This is a genomic window from Sphingomonas parva (ex Maeng et al. 2020) (assembly GCF_004564275.1).
Classification (GTDB): domain Bacteria; phylum Pseudomonadota; class Alphaproteobacteria; order Sphingomonadales; family Sphingomonadaceae; genus Allosphingosinicella; species Allosphingosinicella parva.
This window is the reverse complement of the sequence record NZ_SPDV01000011.1, coordinates 57556-73380: the sequence shown is the minus strand read 5'-3', so window position 1 is coordinate 73380 and position 15825 is coordinate 57556. Positions and strand designations below refer to the sequence as shown.

General features: G+C 65.9%; 13 protein-coding genes. 8 read left to right on the top strand and 5 right to left on the bottom strand.

Features of this window, described 5'->3' with window-relative positions; all coding sequences use genetic code 11:
• The first annotated feature begins 80 nt into the window (after window positions 1–80).
• Window positions 81–1667: an ATP-binding protein gene (locus E2493_RS07640; RefSeq protein WP_135085406.1), complete on the top strand. Its 1587-nt coding sequence runs from the start codon at window positions 81–83 to the stop codon at window positions 1665–1667.
• A gap of 377 nt (window positions 1668–2044) precedes the next feature.
• Here E2493_RS07640 and E2493_RS07635 read toward each other — a convergent pair whose 3' ends face one another.
• Window positions 2045–2578, bottom strand: a complete 534-nt coding sequence (locus tag E2493_RS07635; RefSeq protein WP_135085354.1) for a hypothetical protein — start codon at window positions 2576–2578, stop codon at window positions 2045–2047.
• 191 nt (window positions 2579–2769) lie between these two features.
• Between E2493_RS07635 and E2493_RS07630 the strand changes: the two genes are divergently transcribed.
• From E2493_RS07630 to E2493_RS07615, 4 genes are all read left to right on the top strand, one after another.
• Window positions 2770–3075 carry a hypothetical protein gene (locus tag E2493_RS07630; protein ID WP_135085353.1) on the top strand — a complete coding sequence of 102 codons (306 nt, stop codon included), beginning with the start codon at window positions 2770–2772 and terminating at the stop codon, window positions 3073–3075.
• 169 nt (window positions 3076–3244) lie between these two features.
• On the top strand, window positions 3245–3910 hold the full coding sequence (locus E2493_RS07625; protein ID WP_135085351.1) for a response regulator transcription factor: 666 nt from the start codon (window positions 3245–3247) through the stop codon (window positions 3908–3910).
• 124 nt (window positions 3911–4034) lie between these two features.
• Window positions 4035–5366 (top strand): sensor histidine kinase, encoded by a 1332-nt coding sequence (locus E2493_RS07620; protein ID WP_135085404.1) that lies wholly within the window; start codon window positions 4035–4037, stop codon window positions 5364–5366.
• Between the two features lie 78 nt (window positions 5367–5444).
• On the top strand, window positions 5445–6458 hold the full coding sequence (locus tag E2493_RS07615; protein WP_225421216.1) for a polyprenyl synthetase family protein: 1014 nt from the start codon (window positions 5445–5447) through the stop codon (window positions 6456–6458).
• A 37-nt stretch (window positions 6459–6495) separates the two neighbouring features.
• Here E2493_RS07615 and E2493_RS07610 read toward each other — a convergent pair whose 3' ends face one another.
• Together E2493_RS07610 and E2493_RS07605 are read right to left on the bottom strand one after the other, a co-directional pair.
• Window positions 6496–6822 carry a hypothetical protein gene (locus E2493_RS07610; protein ID WP_135085350.1) on the bottom strand — a complete coding sequence of 109 codons (327 nt, stop codon included), beginning with the start codon at window positions 6820–6822 and terminating at the stop codon, window positions 6496–6498.
• 2 nt (window positions 6823–6824) lie between these two features.
• Window positions 6825–7331 carry a hemerythrin domain-containing protein gene (locus E2493_RS07605; RefSeq protein WP_135085348.1) on the bottom strand — a complete coding sequence of 169 codons (507 nt, stop codon included), beginning with the start codon at window positions 7329–7331 and terminating at the stop codon, window positions 6825–6827.
• An 81-nt stretch (window positions 7332–7412) separates the two neighbouring features.
• Here E2493_RS07605 and E2493_RS07600 point away from each other — a divergent pair, with 81 nt between their 5' ends.
• The 3 genes from E2493_RS07600 to glf all read left to right on the top strand — a co-directional run bounded on the left by E2493_RS07600 (window position 7413) and on the right by glf (window position 12460).
• Entirely contained in the window at window positions 7413–7913 is a 501-nt protein-coding gene (locus tag E2493_RS07600) for a CinA family protein (protein ID WP_225421215.1), read from the top strand.
• Window positions 7910–9964, top strand: a complete 2055-nt coding sequence (locus E2493_RS07595) for an NAD(+) synthase (protein ID WP_225421214.1) — start codon at window positions 7910–7912, stop codon at window positions 9962–9964. Before E2493_RS07600 ends, E2493_RS07595 begins: the two co-directional genes overlap by 4 nt.
• Before the next feature lie 135 nt (window positions 9965–10099).
• Window positions 10100–12460, top strand: a complete 2361-nt coding sequence (glf, locus tag E2493_RS07590; protein ID WP_225421213.1) for a UDP-galactopyranose mutase — start codon at window positions 10100–10102, stop codon at window positions 12458–12460.
• Between the two features lie 187 nt (window positions 12461–12647).
• On the opposite strand, the gene E2493_RS07585 is transcribed toward glf, so the two are convergent.
• Together E2493_RS07585 and E2493_RS07580 are read right to left on the bottom strand one after the other, a co-directional pair.
• Window positions 12648–13409, bottom strand: a complete 762-nt coding sequence (locus E2493_RS07585; protein WP_135085342.1) for a TylF/MycF/NovP-related O-methyltransferase — start codon at window positions 13407–13409, stop codon at window positions 12648–12650.
• A gap of 104 nt (window positions 13410–13513) precedes the next feature.
• Entirely contained in the window at window positions 13514–15757 is a 2244-nt protein-coding gene (locus tag E2493_RS07580) for a family 1 glycosylhydrolase (RefSeq protein WP_135085340.1), read from the bottom strand.
• Between the last annotated feature and the right edge of the window lie 68 nt (window positions 15758–15825).

Below are 15825 nucleotides of genomic sequence, written 5' to 3'. Positions count from 1 at the left end.
TTCCCCAGGCTTCCGGCGATGCCGACGAGGTCGCGCCGACGATCCGTCCGCTGGTGCCGGAGCGTCCGCGGCAAGGGCCGATGGGCCGGATCGTCGAGATCGGCGGCGGCGGCGCCAAGGTCGAGCTGGAGCTGGAGCGGCTCGGGCAGCTCGCGGCCGACAACGACCCGTCGATCGCGCTGTCCGGACAGGTCGGTGGCCACGTCAAGGTGGAGGTCGCGTCGCGTTGGCTCCTCGCCAGCGTTCGCGGCCTGCGCCTCGAGGGGAGCGAAGGCGGGGCGGTGATCGCCGAGGTCGACTTTCTCGGCGAGGGCGAGGAGCATCCGCAGAGCGGCCGGCTGGTGAACTTCCGCCGTGGCATCACCGGCTATCCGAGCCCGGGCGCCCGCGTCTTCCCGGTCAGCGGCGACGACATGAACCAGATGTTCGCCGCCGACGAGCGGGCGCACATCGAGATCGGCACCGTCTACCCAACCAAGGACGTGCGCGGCGCGCTCTACGTCGACGCGCTGCTCGGCAAGCATTTCGCTTTGCTCGGCTCGACCGGTACCGGCAAATCGACCTCCGCGGCACTGATCATGCACCGCATCTGCGAGCTCGCGCCGGAAGGCCACATCGTAATGGTCGATCCGCACGGCGAATATTCGGCTGCCTTCAAGGGCTATGGCGAGCTGTTCAACGTCGACAACCTGGCCATGCCTTATTGGCTGATGAACTTCGAGGAGCATTGCGAGGTGTTCATCACCTCGTCCGGCGCCGAGCGTCAGCGCGACACCGACATTCTCGCCAAGTGCCTGCTCGCCGCGCGCGCCAAGAACCGCGTCGCCGAGGGGCTGAACAAGCTCACCGTCGATTCTCCGATTCCCTACACCCTTTCGGACCTGACCAGCGCCATCACCAACGAGATGGGCCTGCTCAACAAGGCCACCGACACCGCGCCGTACATGCGGCTGAAGGGAAAGATCGACGAGCTCAAGGCCGACCCGCGCTATCAGTTCATGTTCTCGGGCATGCTGATCGCGGATTCGATGACCGCCTTCATCAGCAAGATCTTCCGGCTGCCCGCCAAGGGGAAGCCGATCTCGATCATCGACGTCTCCGGCGTGCCGTCGGACATCGTCTCGGTGGTCGTCGCCATGCTCTCCCGCCTGGTATTCGATTATGCGATCTGGTCGCGGAACGAGGTGCCCCGGCCGGTGCTTCTCGTCTGCGAGGAGGCGCATCGCTACGTCCCCGCCGACACGACGAGCGGCGGCCAGGCCGTTCGCAAGATCCTCGAGCGGATCGCCAAGGAAGGCCGCAAATACGGTGTCTCGCTGGGCCTGATCACGCAGCGGCCGTCGGACCTTGCCGAAGGCGTGCTTTCCCAGTGCGGCACGATCATTGCGATGCGCCTCAACAACGAGCGCGACCAGGCATTCGTGAAAAGCGCGATGCCGGAAGGCGCGCGCGGCTTCCTCGACATCATCCCGGCGCTGCGCAACCGCGAATGCATCGTCTGCGGCGAGGGCGTGTCGATCCCGATCCGGGTGGCCTTCGACGAACTCGAGCGGGACCGGCGGCCGGCCTCGTCCGACCCGCTCTTCTCAGAGCTCTGGCGGCAGACCGGGGACGAGGAAGCGATGGTCCAGCGCGTCGTCAAGCGCTGGCGCAGCCAGGGCCGCTGATCTCGGCAGGTCGGGCGCCGCTTCGGCGGCGTTCCACTGTCCCAGAGACGCCGAAGGGCCGCCGGATCTCTCCGACGGCCCTTGCGGACATGGTCAGCGGCCGGATGCTCCAGCCCGGAAGACCTTGAAAGCCTTAGGCTTTCATCTCCCGAACGAGCAGAACCGACCTCATCGCTGAACCATGAGACATCGGATCACCTCCTTTCGCTTGTCGAGAACGAGTCGAGGATGAATCATCGCGATTCGCGCCGCAAGACTTGTATTGAACTTTTTTCACGTTAGACTTTTCGCTTCGTGCCGCGCCGACGGCACCCTCTCTCGAAGCACCGGAAGCCGCCTGCTCCTGCAGGAGTCGGGACGGCGCGCGCAGCGCCGCTTCAGGCCCTGCAATCCTCCACGACGCGTGCCGTTTCCGGCCAGGCCGGGAGCATGAGCTGCGCCTGGCCCGGAACGTCGATCGAGAAGCGGCCGCGGCTGAACGCGATCTGGTCCAGCAACGGATCGGTCGCAGCGAGGCTTGCCGCGGCATATCCGCTCCTGTCGCCCTGCAACGGCAGGGTGCGGACGCCGTAGGAGGTTTGCACCGACATCGTACCGCCCGAGGCGGCGCCCTGGCGCAAGAGCAGGATCCGGCGGCCCGCGCGATCGCAGCGCATCACGAATGGCGCGGACTCGGCCTGGCCGCCGAAGGCGGCGCGCGCACCGGCCGCATCCGCGACATAGGTCCAGTCTCCGGGGGTCAGCGCGCGGTCCGCCCAGTCGCGCACCGGCGCGGGAGGCGGCGTGGGAGACGGCCTCGTCACTGGCTGCGGGGTCGGCACCGGCTCAGGCTCGGGCGCCGGTTTGGGAACGCAGGCCGCCGCCATCGAGGCGAGACCCAGAACCATCATACGACCAAACACCGCCCGCATCCGCCGCTCCTTGCACGCCAACAGGAACGCCGCCCAAGCATGACCTGACGGCCGATCCAAGCGAAAAGCCGACTGACGGTGCTTTTCCAGCGGCGCGCAGGGCAGGACTTGCGGCACGAACGATTGCATTCAGAGGATGTTCAAGGGGCCGCCCGTATGCAATTCACCGAGCCAATCGAGAAACTTGAACGATGACCCTTCGCACCTGCCTTCTTGCCGGCCTCGCCGCCCTGACCGCCATCGCGGCTCCGGCGGATTCGCATCCGCGCGACCGGGAGCAGGATGCCGCCTTCCGGGCGACCCGCGATGGGAGCTTCATCCCCCTCCGCAACATCGAATCGCGCATCGTTCCCCAGATGCGTGGCTTCGATTATCTTGGGCCTGAGCTCGACGCCAGCGCCGGCCGCTATCGGCTGAAGTTCATGCGCGGCCCGCAGGTCGTCTGGATCGACGTCGACGCGCGCACCGGTCAGGTCGTCGGCAAATCGGGCTTCTGAACGGCTTCGTACTGCCCGGGCGATCGGGCCGCCGCCTTCCCTTCACTCTCCGCGCGGTTCGCCGGCGCGATTGACGATCGCGGCCCGACGCCGCATTTCCATGCTTTCGGTGATGAAACCATTTGGCCGCGGCGCTGGTTGGACGCGCTGTGCAGCATAGGGGATGCAGATGCGTGTTCTGATCGTCGAGGACGAGCCCAACCTGGGACGCCAGCTTCGCGCGACCCTGGAGGGCGCCGGCTATGCCGTCGATCTCGCGACCGACGGTGAGGATGGCCATTATCTCGGCTCGACCGAGACCTATGATGCGATCATCCTGGATCTCGGCCTTCCGGAAGTGGACGGCCTCACCGTGCTGGACCGCTGGCGCAAGGACGGAATGGCCGTCCCGGTGCTGGTCCTCACCGCGCGGGACAGCTGGTCCGACAAGGTCGCCGGGCTTGACGCGGGCGCGGACGACTATCTCGCCAAGCCGTTCCAGACCGAGGAGCTGATCGCACGGCTGCGGGCGCTGATCCGCCGAGCGTCCGGCAACGCGTCCTCGGAGCTCACCGCCGGCGACGTCCGGCTGGACACCCGCTCGGGCAAGGTGACGCTCAATGGCGAGCCGGTGAAGCTCACCGCGCAGGAATATAAATTGCTGTCGTACCTGATGCACCACAAGGGCAAGGTCGTGTCCCGCACCGAGCTGATCGAGCACATCTACGACCAGGATTTCGATCGCGATTCGAACACGATCGAAGTGTTCGTCACGCGCATCCGCAAGAAGCTTGGACCCGACGTGATCACCACCATCCGCGGCCTTGGCTATTCGCTGGAAGAGCCGACGGGCTGATCTTGTTCAGCCTCCATCTTCCTCCTGGCTGGCAGGTTCGGCGCGGCTGCAGGAGACGTGGGTGCTGATCGGGCGCCGCAACAAGGGCAAGGCGGGACGCGGAACCGGTTCGCTGACCCGGCGCATGATCGTCATCTCGGCGATCTGGATCACCCTGCTTCTGGGCGTGGGCGGCTATGCGCTGGACCGGGTCCTGTCGAGCGCGGTGACCCGCAATTTCGATGTCGGCCTCGAATATGTGCTGACCGCGCTGATCGCCTCGGCGGAAGTGGGCCCCGACGGAGAGGCGTATCTCAACCGCCCGCCCGCGGACCAGCGCTTCCTGGAGCCTTACTCCGGCCTCTATTTCCAGATCAGCGGCGTCCCGGACGGCCAGCAACCGAAAAACCCGGATCTCGACCTGCTGTCCCGCTCGCTCTGGGACCGCAAGCTCGGGGTGCGCAACAGTCACAAGGATTTCGAGAGCCACGTCTACGACAGCGACGAGTTTGCCGGAGAGACGCTCCGTATCGTCGAGCGCGACGTACGCATCCCCGGCTCGCCCTTGCTCTGGCGCGTTCAGGTCGCGGAAAGCCGCGCCGAGCTCGACGAGCAGATCAAGGTGTTGCGCCGGACACTGGTCCGCTCGTTCGGAATCCTCGGGCTCGGCCTCGTGATCCTCGCCGCGCTGCAGGCGGTGTACGGCCTCTGGCCGTTGCGCCGGGTCCGGCAGGCGATCGCATCGATCCGCTCGGGCGAGCGATCGCGGATCGAGGAGAGCTTTCCGCGCGAGATCGAGCCGCTGAAGGAGGAGCTGAACGCTCTCCTCGCGCATAACGAGCTCCAGGCCGAGGAAGCCCGGCGCCATGCCGGCAATCTCGCCCATGCGCTGAAGACGCCGCTCACCGTCATCACCAATGCGGCGACGGCAAACAGCCCGGACCTGCCGGAGACGGTGTGCCGCGAGGCCACGACGATGCGCCGGCAGGTCGATCATCACCTCGCCCGCGCGCGGGCGATCGGCCGGCGATCGAGCGCCCAGGCCCGCGCCGAAGTCTGGCCGTCGCTCGAATCGGTCGAGCGCGCGGTCACCCGCCTCTACGAGAACGTCACCGTCGATCTTGCCGGCGACAAGCAGGCTGCGGTCCGGGTGGAGCGCCAGGACCTCGACGAGATGGTCGGCAATCTGATCGAGAATGCCGCCAAATACGGCGGCGGACGCGTGTTCGTGACGGTGAAGACGACCCCCGAATGTGTCGAGATCGAGGTCGAGGACGACGGCAGCGGCATTCCGGAGGAGGAGCGCGTCTCGATCTTCGCCCGGGGCGCCCGCCTGGACACTGACAAGCCGGGCACCGGCCTCGGCCTCGCCATCGTCCGCGACGTCGCGGAGATCTACGGCGGCTCGATCGCGCTCGAGGAGAGCGAGGACCTGGGCGGGCTGATGGCCCGCCTGAAGCTGCCGCTCTGCGGCTGATCTTTCGATCGCGATCCATGGTGGGGACTTGTTCGCACCGGCCTTGCCTTTTCCCCACCGCGCGCGCAGAGCGCGCCCGTGAGCGCCACCGTCCATCCGATCGGTTCCGCCCGCGCCCCCTCGCTCGATCCGATGATCCAGCTGGTCGCGGCGGACCTCAACCACGTCAACAGCGTCATCCTCGATCGCATGCAGAGCGAGGTCGCGCTGATCCCCGAGCTGGCCGGCCATCTCATCGCCGGCGGGGGCAAGCGGATGCGGCCGATGCTGACCCTCGCCTGTGCCCGGCTGCTCGATTACGGCGGCACCCGTCACCACAAGCTCGCGGCAGCGGTCGAGTTCATCCACACCGCGACCCTGCTTCATGACGACGTCGTCGACGGCTCCGGCCTGAGGCGCGGCCGGCGCACCGCGAACATCATCTGGGGCAATCCGGCGAGCGTGCTCGTCGGAGACTTTCTTTTTTCCCGCAGCTTCGAGCTGATGGTCGAGGACGGCAGCCTGAAGGTGCTGCGCATTCTCTCCCGCGCGTCCGCGGTCATCGCCGAGGGCGAGGTGGATCAGCTCACCGCGCAGCGGCGGGTCGAGACCAGCGAGGACCATTATCTCGGGATCATCAGCGCCAAGACGGCGGCGCTGTTCGCCGCCGCGTGCCGGATCGCCGGCGTCGTCGCCGAGAGGGACGAAAGCGTCGAGCAGGCGCTCGACTGCTACGGACGCAATCTCGGTATCGCCTTCCAGCTGATCGACGATGCAATCGACTACGTGTCCGATGCCGAGACGATGGGCAAGGGCGTGGGCGACGACTTCCGCGACGGCAAGGTGACGCTCCCGGTGATCCTCGCCCATGCGCGCGGAGACGAAGCGGACCGCAGGTTCTGGCGGGAGGCGATGGAGGGCAGCCGCACCTCGGACGATGATCTCGCCCACGCCATCGCGCTGCTGAAGCGACACAATGCGATCGACGACACCATCGCGCGGGCACGCACTTACGGCCAGCGCGCGATCGACGCGCTCGGGCCGTTCCGGAACGGCAGTGCCAAATCGGCCCTGGTCGAGGCGGTCGAGTTCGCCATCGCCAGGGCCTATTGAGCGTCGCCCGGCCGCTCACGAGCGGCCGAAAAAGTCGTCAGTCGACGTGCTTGGCCGTCACCGGATCGCTGGCCGGGAAGGTCTCGTCGACCGCCTCGTCCTGCGCCGTCCAGCGCTGCGGCGGATCGCGCATCTCGGCGGCGCCGGCATCGCGCGCCGCGCCCGAATTACCGACTGCACCTTCCGCGCCGTCGCCGGCGAGCGCCGCGCTGCCGGTGATGCCGGCGCCCGAGCTGCGCGCATTGCGTCCCAGGACGGCCGCAAGGCCGCCACGGCCGCGGACCAGCTGGACCGCATAATAGCCAAGACCGGCAGCGGCGGCCGCCGCCACGCCGAGGATCGTGCGATTGCGATTCCAGGCCATGATCAAGCCTCCACTTCCGTGAGGGCGGCGGGCTGCGCCGGAGGCAGGCCTTCGCTCTCGGCCTGGCGCATCAGCTCCTGCTTGCGGGCCCGCATCTGCTCGCCCAGGGCGTCGAGGTCGACGTCGGTCTTTCGCGCCTGCGAGAAGATGTTGCCGGACTCCCGCTCCTCTTCCTTGACGTGGTGCTCGATCTGCTCCTGCAGCACCTTGACCTTCGCGTCGTAGAACTCGGCCTCGGGGCTGCCCGCCTCGATGTCGTTGATCAGCACCTTGGCGCCGTCATGCTCGACGATCGCCTCGTCGAGATCGTCGTCGGAGATCTTGCCCCGGAACGCCGGGTAGAAGAGCTCCTCCTCGATCATCGCGTGAATCTTGAGCTCGGTGCAGATCTGCCGCGCGATCCGCTCTTTCTTGCTGTCGTCCTTCGCTTTCTCGAACTGCTCGAACAGCGCCTCCACCTCGCGATGGTCGGCGGTGAGCAACTGGATTGCGTTCTGCTTGTCGGCCATGTGGTGCCTCCTCCTTTGTGCCGGGAACATTCGGGCGGAGCACCGGGTTCCCTGCCGAAACGATCTCGCGAGACCGCCATTTTGAACGATACCGAGACCCTTTCCCCTGTACTGCCGAACGAGACGGAGGAGGCGACCCGACGCCTCCTGGCCAAGGCGTGCGAGCGCGACCTCATGTTCGCGACCGCGGAGAGCTGCACCGGCGGCATGCTCGCGTCCCTGCTGACCGACGTTCAGGGCGTTGCCCACGCGTTCGAGCGGGGGTTCGTCACCTACACCAACGAGGCCAAGAACGAGATGCTCGGCGTGCCGCTGGAGCTGATCGAGGAGAAAGGGGCGGTGTCGAAGGAGGTGGCGATCGCTATGGCGGAAGGCACCCTCGCCCGCTCCCGCGCCAACATTGCCCTCTCGATCACTGGCTTCGCGGACAGCGGCGACGAGCCTGGGCTGGTGCACCTTGCCTGCGCCCGCGCCGGTCGCGTCACCATCCACAGGGAGGAGCATTTCGGCCCCGGCGGACGAGGTGCTACACGCATCGCATGCATGAAGAGCGCGATCGACATGATGACGGAGATGCTGTGACCAAGCCGAGGTTTTCCGCCATCCACCGCCACGGCTTCGTCCGAACCGCGGCCGCCAGTCCCACCGGCTCCGCCGGCGACGTCTCCTTCAACACCGATCAGGCGATCACCTTGGCCAGACAGGCCGATGCGGAAGGCTGCGATCTGGTGGTCTTCCCAGAGCTTAACCTCTCTTCCTACGCGGTCGACGATCTCCACCTGCAGGAGGCTTTCCTCGACGCCGTCGAGGCGGGGATCGCCCGCTTCTGCGCGGAGACGGCGGCGCTTGCCCCGGTGCTGATCGTCGGCGCGCCCCTGCGTCGGAACGGCCGGCTTTACAACACTGCCGTGGTGATGGCGCGCGGCGCGATCCTGGGCGTGGTGCCGAAGAGCTTCCTGCCGAACTATCGCGAATACTACGAAAAGCGCTGGTTCGTCTCCGGAGTCGGCCTGGAGGGGCTGTCGATCTCCGTCGCGGGGCAGAACGTCCCCTTCGGGCCGGACCTGCTGTTCGAGGCGGAAGATCTGGACGACTTCATCTTCCACGTCGAGATCTGCGAGGATTATTGGGCGCCGCAGCCGCCCTCCACCCACGGTGCGCTGGCCGGCGCATTGATCCTCTGCAATCTCTCCGCGTCCAACATCACGATCGGCAAGGCCGACGAACGCAAATTGCTCTGCGCCTCGCAGGCGAGCCGCTGCTGCGCCGCCTATGTCTATGCGGCCTCGGGTCCGGGCGAGAGCACGACGGATCTCGCCTGGGACGGGCAGAGCGCGATCTACGAGTTCGGCGAATTGCTGGCGGAGAGCAACCGCTTCGACCTCGAGCCGGAGCTCTGCATCGCCGATGTCGACGTCCAGCGCCTGCGGCTCGAGCGGATGCGGATGCCGACCTTCAACGACAATGCGGTGGCGGCCGGTCATCCCGAGAAGCGCGTCCGCCGGATCCGCTTTGCTCATCGGCCAAGCTTCGCCGACATCGGATTCCGCCGGCTGCTCCGACGCTTCCCCTTCGTTCCGAACCGCATCGAGCAGCTCGACCAGGATTGCTACGAGGCCTTCAACATCCAGGTGCAGGGCCTCGCCAAGCGCTTCCAGACGACGAGCGGCAAGCATCTCGTCATCGGCGTGTCGGGCGGTCTCGATTCCACCCATGCGCTGATCGTCGCGGCCAAGATGTGTGATCTGCTGAAGCTGCCGCGTTCGACGATCCTCGGCTTCACCATGCCCGGCTTCGCCACCGGCGATACGACCAAGTCGAACGCCTGGGCGCTGATGCGGGCGCTCGGAATCGTCGGTGAGGAAATCGACATCCGCCCCGCCGCGATGCAGATGCTGGCCGACATGGGCCATCCCTTCGCGAAGGGCGAGCCGGTCTACGACATCACCTTCGAGAACGTGCAGGCGGGACTGCGTACCGATTATCTGTTCCGGCTGGCGAACCAGAGGAGCGGATTCGTCGTCGGAACCGGAGACCTCTCGGAGGTCGCTCTTGGCTGGTCCACCTACGGCGTCGGAGACCAGATGAGCCATTATGGCGTCAACGCCGGCGTGCCCAAGACGCTGATCCAGTATCTGGTGCGCTGGGCGATCAAGACCGGACAGTTCGACGACGAGACCAACCGCATCCTCGACGCCATCTTGCAGACCAAGATCTCGCCCGAGCTGATTCCTGCGGGCGAAGACCAGGAGATGCAGTCGACCGAGGACAAGATCGGCCCCTACGAGCTCCACGACTTCTTCCTGTTTCACATCCTGCGGGCAGGACAGGCGCCGTCGAAGGTCGCCTTCCTCGCCTGGCAGGCATGGGCGGAGGTCGAGCGCGGGATGTGGCCGGTCGGCTACCCCGAACATCTGAAGCGCAGCTACGACATCGAGACGATTCGCAAGTGGCTCGAGGTCTTCCTGTTCCGCTTCTTCCAGATCAGCCAGTTCAAGCGAACCGCTATTCCGAACAGTCCCAAGGTGTCTGCCGGCGGCAGCCTCAGCCCGCGCGGAGACTGGCGGGCGCCGGCCGACGGCACGGCCAAACCGTGGCTGGAGGAACTCAGGAGCGCCTTCGAGGATTCCTAAAGCCCACCGCTTCGGCGCTGAAATGGTTCAGCTTTCGGCTGATCCATATCAACATGATTCATGCTGCACTGCAGGAACTTCCTGCGCGGCAGGTACGTTGTTCAAGACGTCCAGAATCATAAGGGGAATCCTTCGTTGATCACCTTGTCCACCGCCTCCGCACTGGGGCAGAGCCAGGCCGCGCCCCAGATCGCTGATACCCACACGCTGATCTGCTTCTCCCATCTGCGGTGGAATTTCGTCTTCCAGCGACCTCAGCATTTGATGAGCCGCTTTGCCGCCGACCGGCGCGTTATTTACTGGGAAGAGCCCGAAGCGGCCCTCCCCGACTGCGACCCCGCCCTGGGCGTGCGCACCTGCGCCGAATCCGGCGTGATCGTCGTGACTCCCTCCCTTCCCGAGTCGCTCGACGAAGCCGGCCGCGAAGCGGCGCTGAAGAGCCTTCTGGACGGGTTCCTCGCCGGCGAGCAGGGGCCTTTCGTCCGCTGGTATTACACGCCGATGATGCTGCCCTTCTCCAGGCACGTGGCGTCGGCGGCGACCGTCTACGATTGCATGGACGAGCTGGCCAACTTCCGCTTCGCGCCGCCCCAGCTGCTCGATCTAGAGCGCGAGCTGATCGCCGCGGCGGACGTGGTCTTCACCGGCGGCTACAGCCTCTACGAGGCGAAGAAGGACCGCCACCCGAACATCCACCCCTTTCCGTCGAGCGTCGACCGGGCGCATTTCGCCCAGGCCCGCGCGATGGACGCCATCCCCGACGACCAGGCGCCGATCGGCCGGCCGCGGCTGGGCTTCTATGGCGTCATCGACGAGCGCATGGATCTGGAGCTGATCGCCGCCGTCGCCGATGCCCATCCCGAATGGTCGATCGTCATGGTCGGGCCCGTGGTGAAGATCGACGAGGCCGATCTGCCGCTGCGCGCCAACATCCATTACGTCGGCGGCAAATCCTATGACGAGCTGCCGGTCTATCTCGGCGGCTGGGACGTCGCGCTGATGCCGTTCGCGATCAACGAATCGACCAAGTTCATCTCGCCGACCAAGACTCCGGAATATCTCGCCGGCGGCCGGCCGGTGGTCTCCACCCCGATCACCGACGTGATCCGCCACTACAGCGATCTCGAGGCGGTGTTCATCGCCGACGGCCAGGCCGCCTTCATCGAGGCGTGCGAGAAGGCGCTCGCGCTCAGCCGCACCGAGGGCGATTGGCTTGGGCAGGTCGACGCGAAGCTCGCCAACCTCAGCTGGGACATCACCTACGCCCGCATGGCGGGCCTGGTTCGCGAGGCGGTGAAGGTCCCGACCGCGGGGCCGAACATCGTCAAGGCGCACAACAAGAAGACCTATGACTATCTGGTCGTCGGCGCCGGCTTCGCCGGATCGGTGCTGGCCGAGCGGCTGGCGAGCCAGCACGACGCCCGCGTCCTCGTCATCGACAAGCGGCCGCACATCGCGGGCAACGCCTATGACCATCTCGACGAAGCGGGCGTGCTGATCCACCAATACGGGCCGCACATCTTCCACGCCAATTCGGACGAAATCGTCGACTATCTGTCGCAATTCACCGAGTGGCGGCCTTACGAGCACCGCGTGCTCGCCGAAGTGCGCGACCAGCTGGTGCCGATCCCGATCAACCGCACCACGCTCAACCAGCTGTTCGACCTCGATCTCCAGACCGACGAGGAAGCCGCCGCCTATCTCGCCTCCCGCGCGGAGCCGGTGGCCGAGATCAAGACCTCGGAGGACGTGGTGATCTCCGCCGTGGGACGCGAGCTCTACGAGCTCTTTTTCCAGGGCTATACCCGCAAGCAATGGGGCATCGATCCGAGCGGGCTCGACAAGGCCGTCACGGCCCGGATTCCCACCCGGACCAACACCGACGACCGCTACTTCGGCGACAAGCACCAGATCATGCCGAAGAACGGCTACACTGCCATGTTCAACCGCATGCTCGAGCATCCGAACATCGATGTGCTGCTGTCGACCGACTACAAGGACATCATCAGCGAGGTCGATGCCGGCCACATCATCTTCACCGGCCCGATCGACGAGTATTTCGACTTCCGTTACGGCAAGCTGCCGTATCGGAGTCTTCGCTTCGAGCACAAGATCCTCGACGAGGAGCAGTTCCAGCCGGTGGCGGTGGTGAACTACCCGGACCCGCAGGTGCCCTACACGCGGATCACCGAGTACAAGCACCTCACGGGTCAGCAGCATTCGAAGACGAGCATCACCTACGAATATCCAAGCGCGGAAGGCGATCCTTATTACCCGATCCCGCGGGCGGAAAATCAGGACCTGTTCAAGAAGTACGAAGCTCTCGCCGACGCCACCCCGAACGTCACGTTCGTCGGCCGGCTGGCGACCTATCGCTACTACAACATGGACCAGGTGGTCGGGCAGGCGCTCGCCACCTTCCGCAGGATCGATGCCAAGCGCAGCGCCGACGCCGCGGCGAGCGCCGGTACCGTCTGGACCGAAGCCGCCGAATAAGCGGCTCCGTAAGGAGAACGGAAAGGGCCTGCGCAAGCGGGCCCTTTTTCGTTGCAGCCGCAGCAGGCCGTACTCGACTGCCTAATTTTCATCCGCGGAGCGAGCGAGGACACAGCCCTGCGAGGATCGTTGCGAGCGACGCCGGCGGCGAGCCAGCTATGGGAAGGTCGCAACGCGCCGAGCGCTTTCAGCCCGCTCGCTTGATGAAGGTCGCGTGTCCATTCAGATTGTGAATGAACGTGCCATCATGCACCGTTTGCCGAAGCTCGTTCACGGCCTCGGCGACGCCCTCGCAACCGAAGAAGCCGTAATCGTCGAAGATGACGAAGCCGCCGGACTGCACCCGGGGCCAGATCGCCTCGAACGACTCCTTGGCCGAGGCATATACATCCACGTCGATATGGGCGAGCGCGACACGTTCAGGAACGTCGGCAAGCGTGTCGTCAGGGAAGATGCCGACGTGAAAGTTGGGCGTGACGCCAACGCGGGCAAACAGCGCCTGGACGAGCTCGCGGCTGGTGTCGCTATGCTCACCGCCACAATACATCGTGTCCTTATCGGCATCTGCCTTGGCTACACCAGCGAAGGTATCGAACAGATGAACCTCGACGCCGCCGAAGCAGGCGGCCATCAATGCGCCGGTTCCACCCTTCCAGACGCCGACTTCCACAAGGTCCCCCTCAATCTTCGCCGCCTGAATGGCGCAGAGGTAGAGTTCATAGCAGCGATAGACGTCGACCAACGTGTGCGCTCTGATGACCTCGTAAAGTTCCAGAAAGCGTTCATCGTCGCACCATGGCTGATACGACGCATGGGGGATTACCTGGCCGTAGGTAAAGCCGGGTTTTAGCTGTGTGAATCGGGTCTGCCGAAGTCGCTCGAGTAAGTCGCGCCGCTCATCGCGCAAGATCGAGATGAAGTCACGCGCAGGCTGGTATGGAAACGTCATGCTGTTCCCACCTTCCTTGATCCGGCGCGTTCGCGTCGGCCCGAGGCCTCAATCAGCCTGCGGAGAAGGGTAGAATAGCCGCTTAAGTCTTCGAGCGCTACAGCTCACTCGGCGGCGAGGTCGATCGCGACGAGGTCCTCTTCGGGCTCGATCTGCAGGAGCGCCTCGGTCGGGAGTGCCGGCTGGCTGAGCTCGGGTCGATCGCGCATCGCGCGCAGATAATCGTCGAGCGCCTCCTCGAACTTCCGCATTGTCCCGCCGCGCGTGCTGGCAAGGACGTTGAGGCCCGGCTCGACCAAGGCCTGAAGCGGCGTCACCAGACCGGCGTCGAGGCCGGCACCCTCCGCCACCTTGCGCGCGAATTCGTACCAGCTGACCCGGCCCTCATTGGCGACGTGCCATATGCCCTTCTCTCCGTCGACCATCAGGTCGAGCACGGTATGGCAGAGATCCGGGACGTAGGTGGGCGAGACCTCGGTCTTCTCGCAGGCGGTGACCGCCTCTCCCCGCGACAGCGAGGTCAGCACGTGCCAGGCGAAATTATACTGGTCCCAAGGGCCGAAGAAGGCGCTGGTGCGGACGACGAGCGCGTCCGGCTTGGCGGCGATCACGCGGACTTCCGCTTCTGCCTTGGACGCTCCGTAGACGCACGCAGGCGCCGGCGTATCGCTCTCGACATAGGGTCGCCCGAGCCGCCCGTCGAAGACGAGATCGGACGAGAAGGTGGCGAACGGAATGCCGGCCGCTTCGCAGGCACGCGCCAGCTTCTCGGCGCCCGCCGCATTGGCGGCGATGCACGCATCCTGCTCGCGCTCCGCATCGGCGACGCGGACGAAGCCGGCCGCATTGATCACCGCCCAAGGCCGGTGCCGCTCGATGGCGGCGGCGATCGATCCTTCATCGACGATGTCGAGCTCAGCCCGGCTGGTCAGGCAGAATGGCAAAGCGCGGTCCTCGCAGACTCGCGCGAGTGCCCGGCCTAGAGTGCCGGTGGCCCCGGTGATGAGAATCTTCCGCCCCTCCCAGTCGAGCGGCTTGCAGCTGCCGCTCCAGGGATAGAGCCGCGGCGGACGGCGCCACCAGCCGGGGCTGTCGAGCGCCGGATGATCGAAGTCGCGACCCTCGGCAACAGCCTTGGCCGCGCGCGCGACGATCGTCGGGCGCGGCGTGCCGGACTTGGTGTCGAACACGCCCGGATCATAGAAATCGCGCTTCTGCGTGAGCAGGAAGCGCCAATCGACGTTGCCGAACAGGGACCAGAGGGTGACGGCACGCAGATCGACGCCCTCGGCCCGGAGCTGCTGGGCACCGTTCCAAACCTCGACGAACCAGCGCAATTGCTCGTCGCGATGGCAACCATGGTGCACCTCGGTGATTGCCATCGGAATTCCGTAGCGCGCCCAGGCCTCGCGCAGACGGGCGACGATCCCGGTATCGCGGTCGAGCCGCTTCACGCGGACCGCCTCCGCGTCGACATAGGAATGGCGGCCGTTCCCGCCGACGTCGTGCCCCGGGTAGAGCTCGGCGCGGTGATCGAGGAAGCGCTCGCTGGTGAGATAATGATTGATGCCGAGCAGGTCCGGCGTGCCCTCGCCATCGGCGAAGGCGCCGAGCTCGTCCCAGCCGATGCCGGCGCCGAGGAGGAAGGGGAGCATCGGGTGTCCGTCCTTCACCCGGCCGCAGAGCAGATCGAGGCTGAGCCAGCGCCGCTCGTTCTCGAACCGCGCCTGATAGGCGAGCGGCTGAGTGGAATAGCATTTGCCGAGATCCTCGGTCTGAACCAGCTTCGCGCCGGGGATGACCTTGCGGATCGCGCGCATCGATTCGAGCACGCCGCGGCATTGATTGACCAGCGCCCGCAGGAACGAGGCGTGATCGCGGGCGTGCGGATACCAATGCCCGTAGAGGGCGGAGAAGCGCGCGGTGGTGAGGGGCTCGTTCACCGGCGTCCATTGCTCGATCCACGGATACCGCTCCGCCGCGAGCGCGGCGAAAGCGGCGAGCTTCTGCGGGAATTCCACGTCGAGAAGATCGGTGTATCGGGGTCCCGAGCCATGGTGCGTGAGCCCGCCGATGACCTTGATGCCCCGCGCACGCAGCATGGCCAGGCGCTCGTCAGTCCAGCTCCAATCGCACCGGTCGAGGCTTTCGGGCGCGACCGTCTCCCAGAGGATCGGATAGCGCACGGTGGTCACGCCGAGATCGGCGATGAGGTCGATATCCTCCGCCCGATCGAAATGGCCGGTTTCGACAATCTGGTTGCGGTAGGAATCGCCGAGTCGGACGATCGTGCATTCCACGCCTCCCCAGAGTTCCAGCGGAAGCGGCTCGCGGTCGTCGTAGATCATGCCTGTTTCGGTCTCGAAATAACGATGCAGGAACGAACACCTCGTGGGGACGGCAAGTTCCCCCCAAA

Excerpts from the sequence above, each read along its gene's own strand:
- E2493_RS07640 (WP_135085406.1), top strand. The coding sequence starts at position 81 with ATGGGCCGGATCGTCGAGATCGGCGGCGGCGGCGCCAAGGTCGAGCTG.
- E2493_RS07635 (WP_135085354.1), bottom strand. The coding sequence starts at position 2,578 with ATGCGGGCGGTGTTTGGTCGTATGATGGTTCTGGGTCTCGCCTCGATG.
- E2493_RS07630 (WP_135085353.1), top strand. The coding sequence starts at position 2,770 with ATGACCCTTCGCACCTGCCTTCTTGCCGGCCTCGCCGCCCTGACCGCC.
- E2493_RS07625 (WP_135085351.1), top strand. The coding sequence starts at position 3,245 with ATGCGTGTTCTGATCGTCGAGGACGAGCCCAACCTGGGACGCCAGCTT.
- E2493_RS07620 (WP_135085404.1), top strand. The coding sequence starts at position 4,035 with ATGATCGTCATCTCGGCGATCTGGATCACCCTGCTTCTGGGCGTGGGC.
- E2493_RS07610 (WP_135085350.1), bottom strand. The coding sequence starts at position 6,822 with ATGGCCTGGAATCGCAATCGCACGATCCTCGGCGTGGCGGCGGCCGCC.
- E2493_RS07605 (WP_135085348.1), bottom strand. The coding sequence starts at position 7,331 with ATGGCCGACAAGCAGAACGCAATCCAGTTGCTCACCGCCGACCATCGC.
- E2493_RS07585 (WP_135085342.1), bottom strand. The coding sequence starts at position 13,409 with ATGACGTTTCCATACCAGCCTGCGCGTGACTTCATCTCGATCTTGCGC.
- E2493_RS07580 (WP_135085340.1), bottom strand. The coding sequence starts at position 15,757 with ATGATCTACGACGACCGCGAGCCGCTTCCGCTGGAACTCTGGGGAGGC.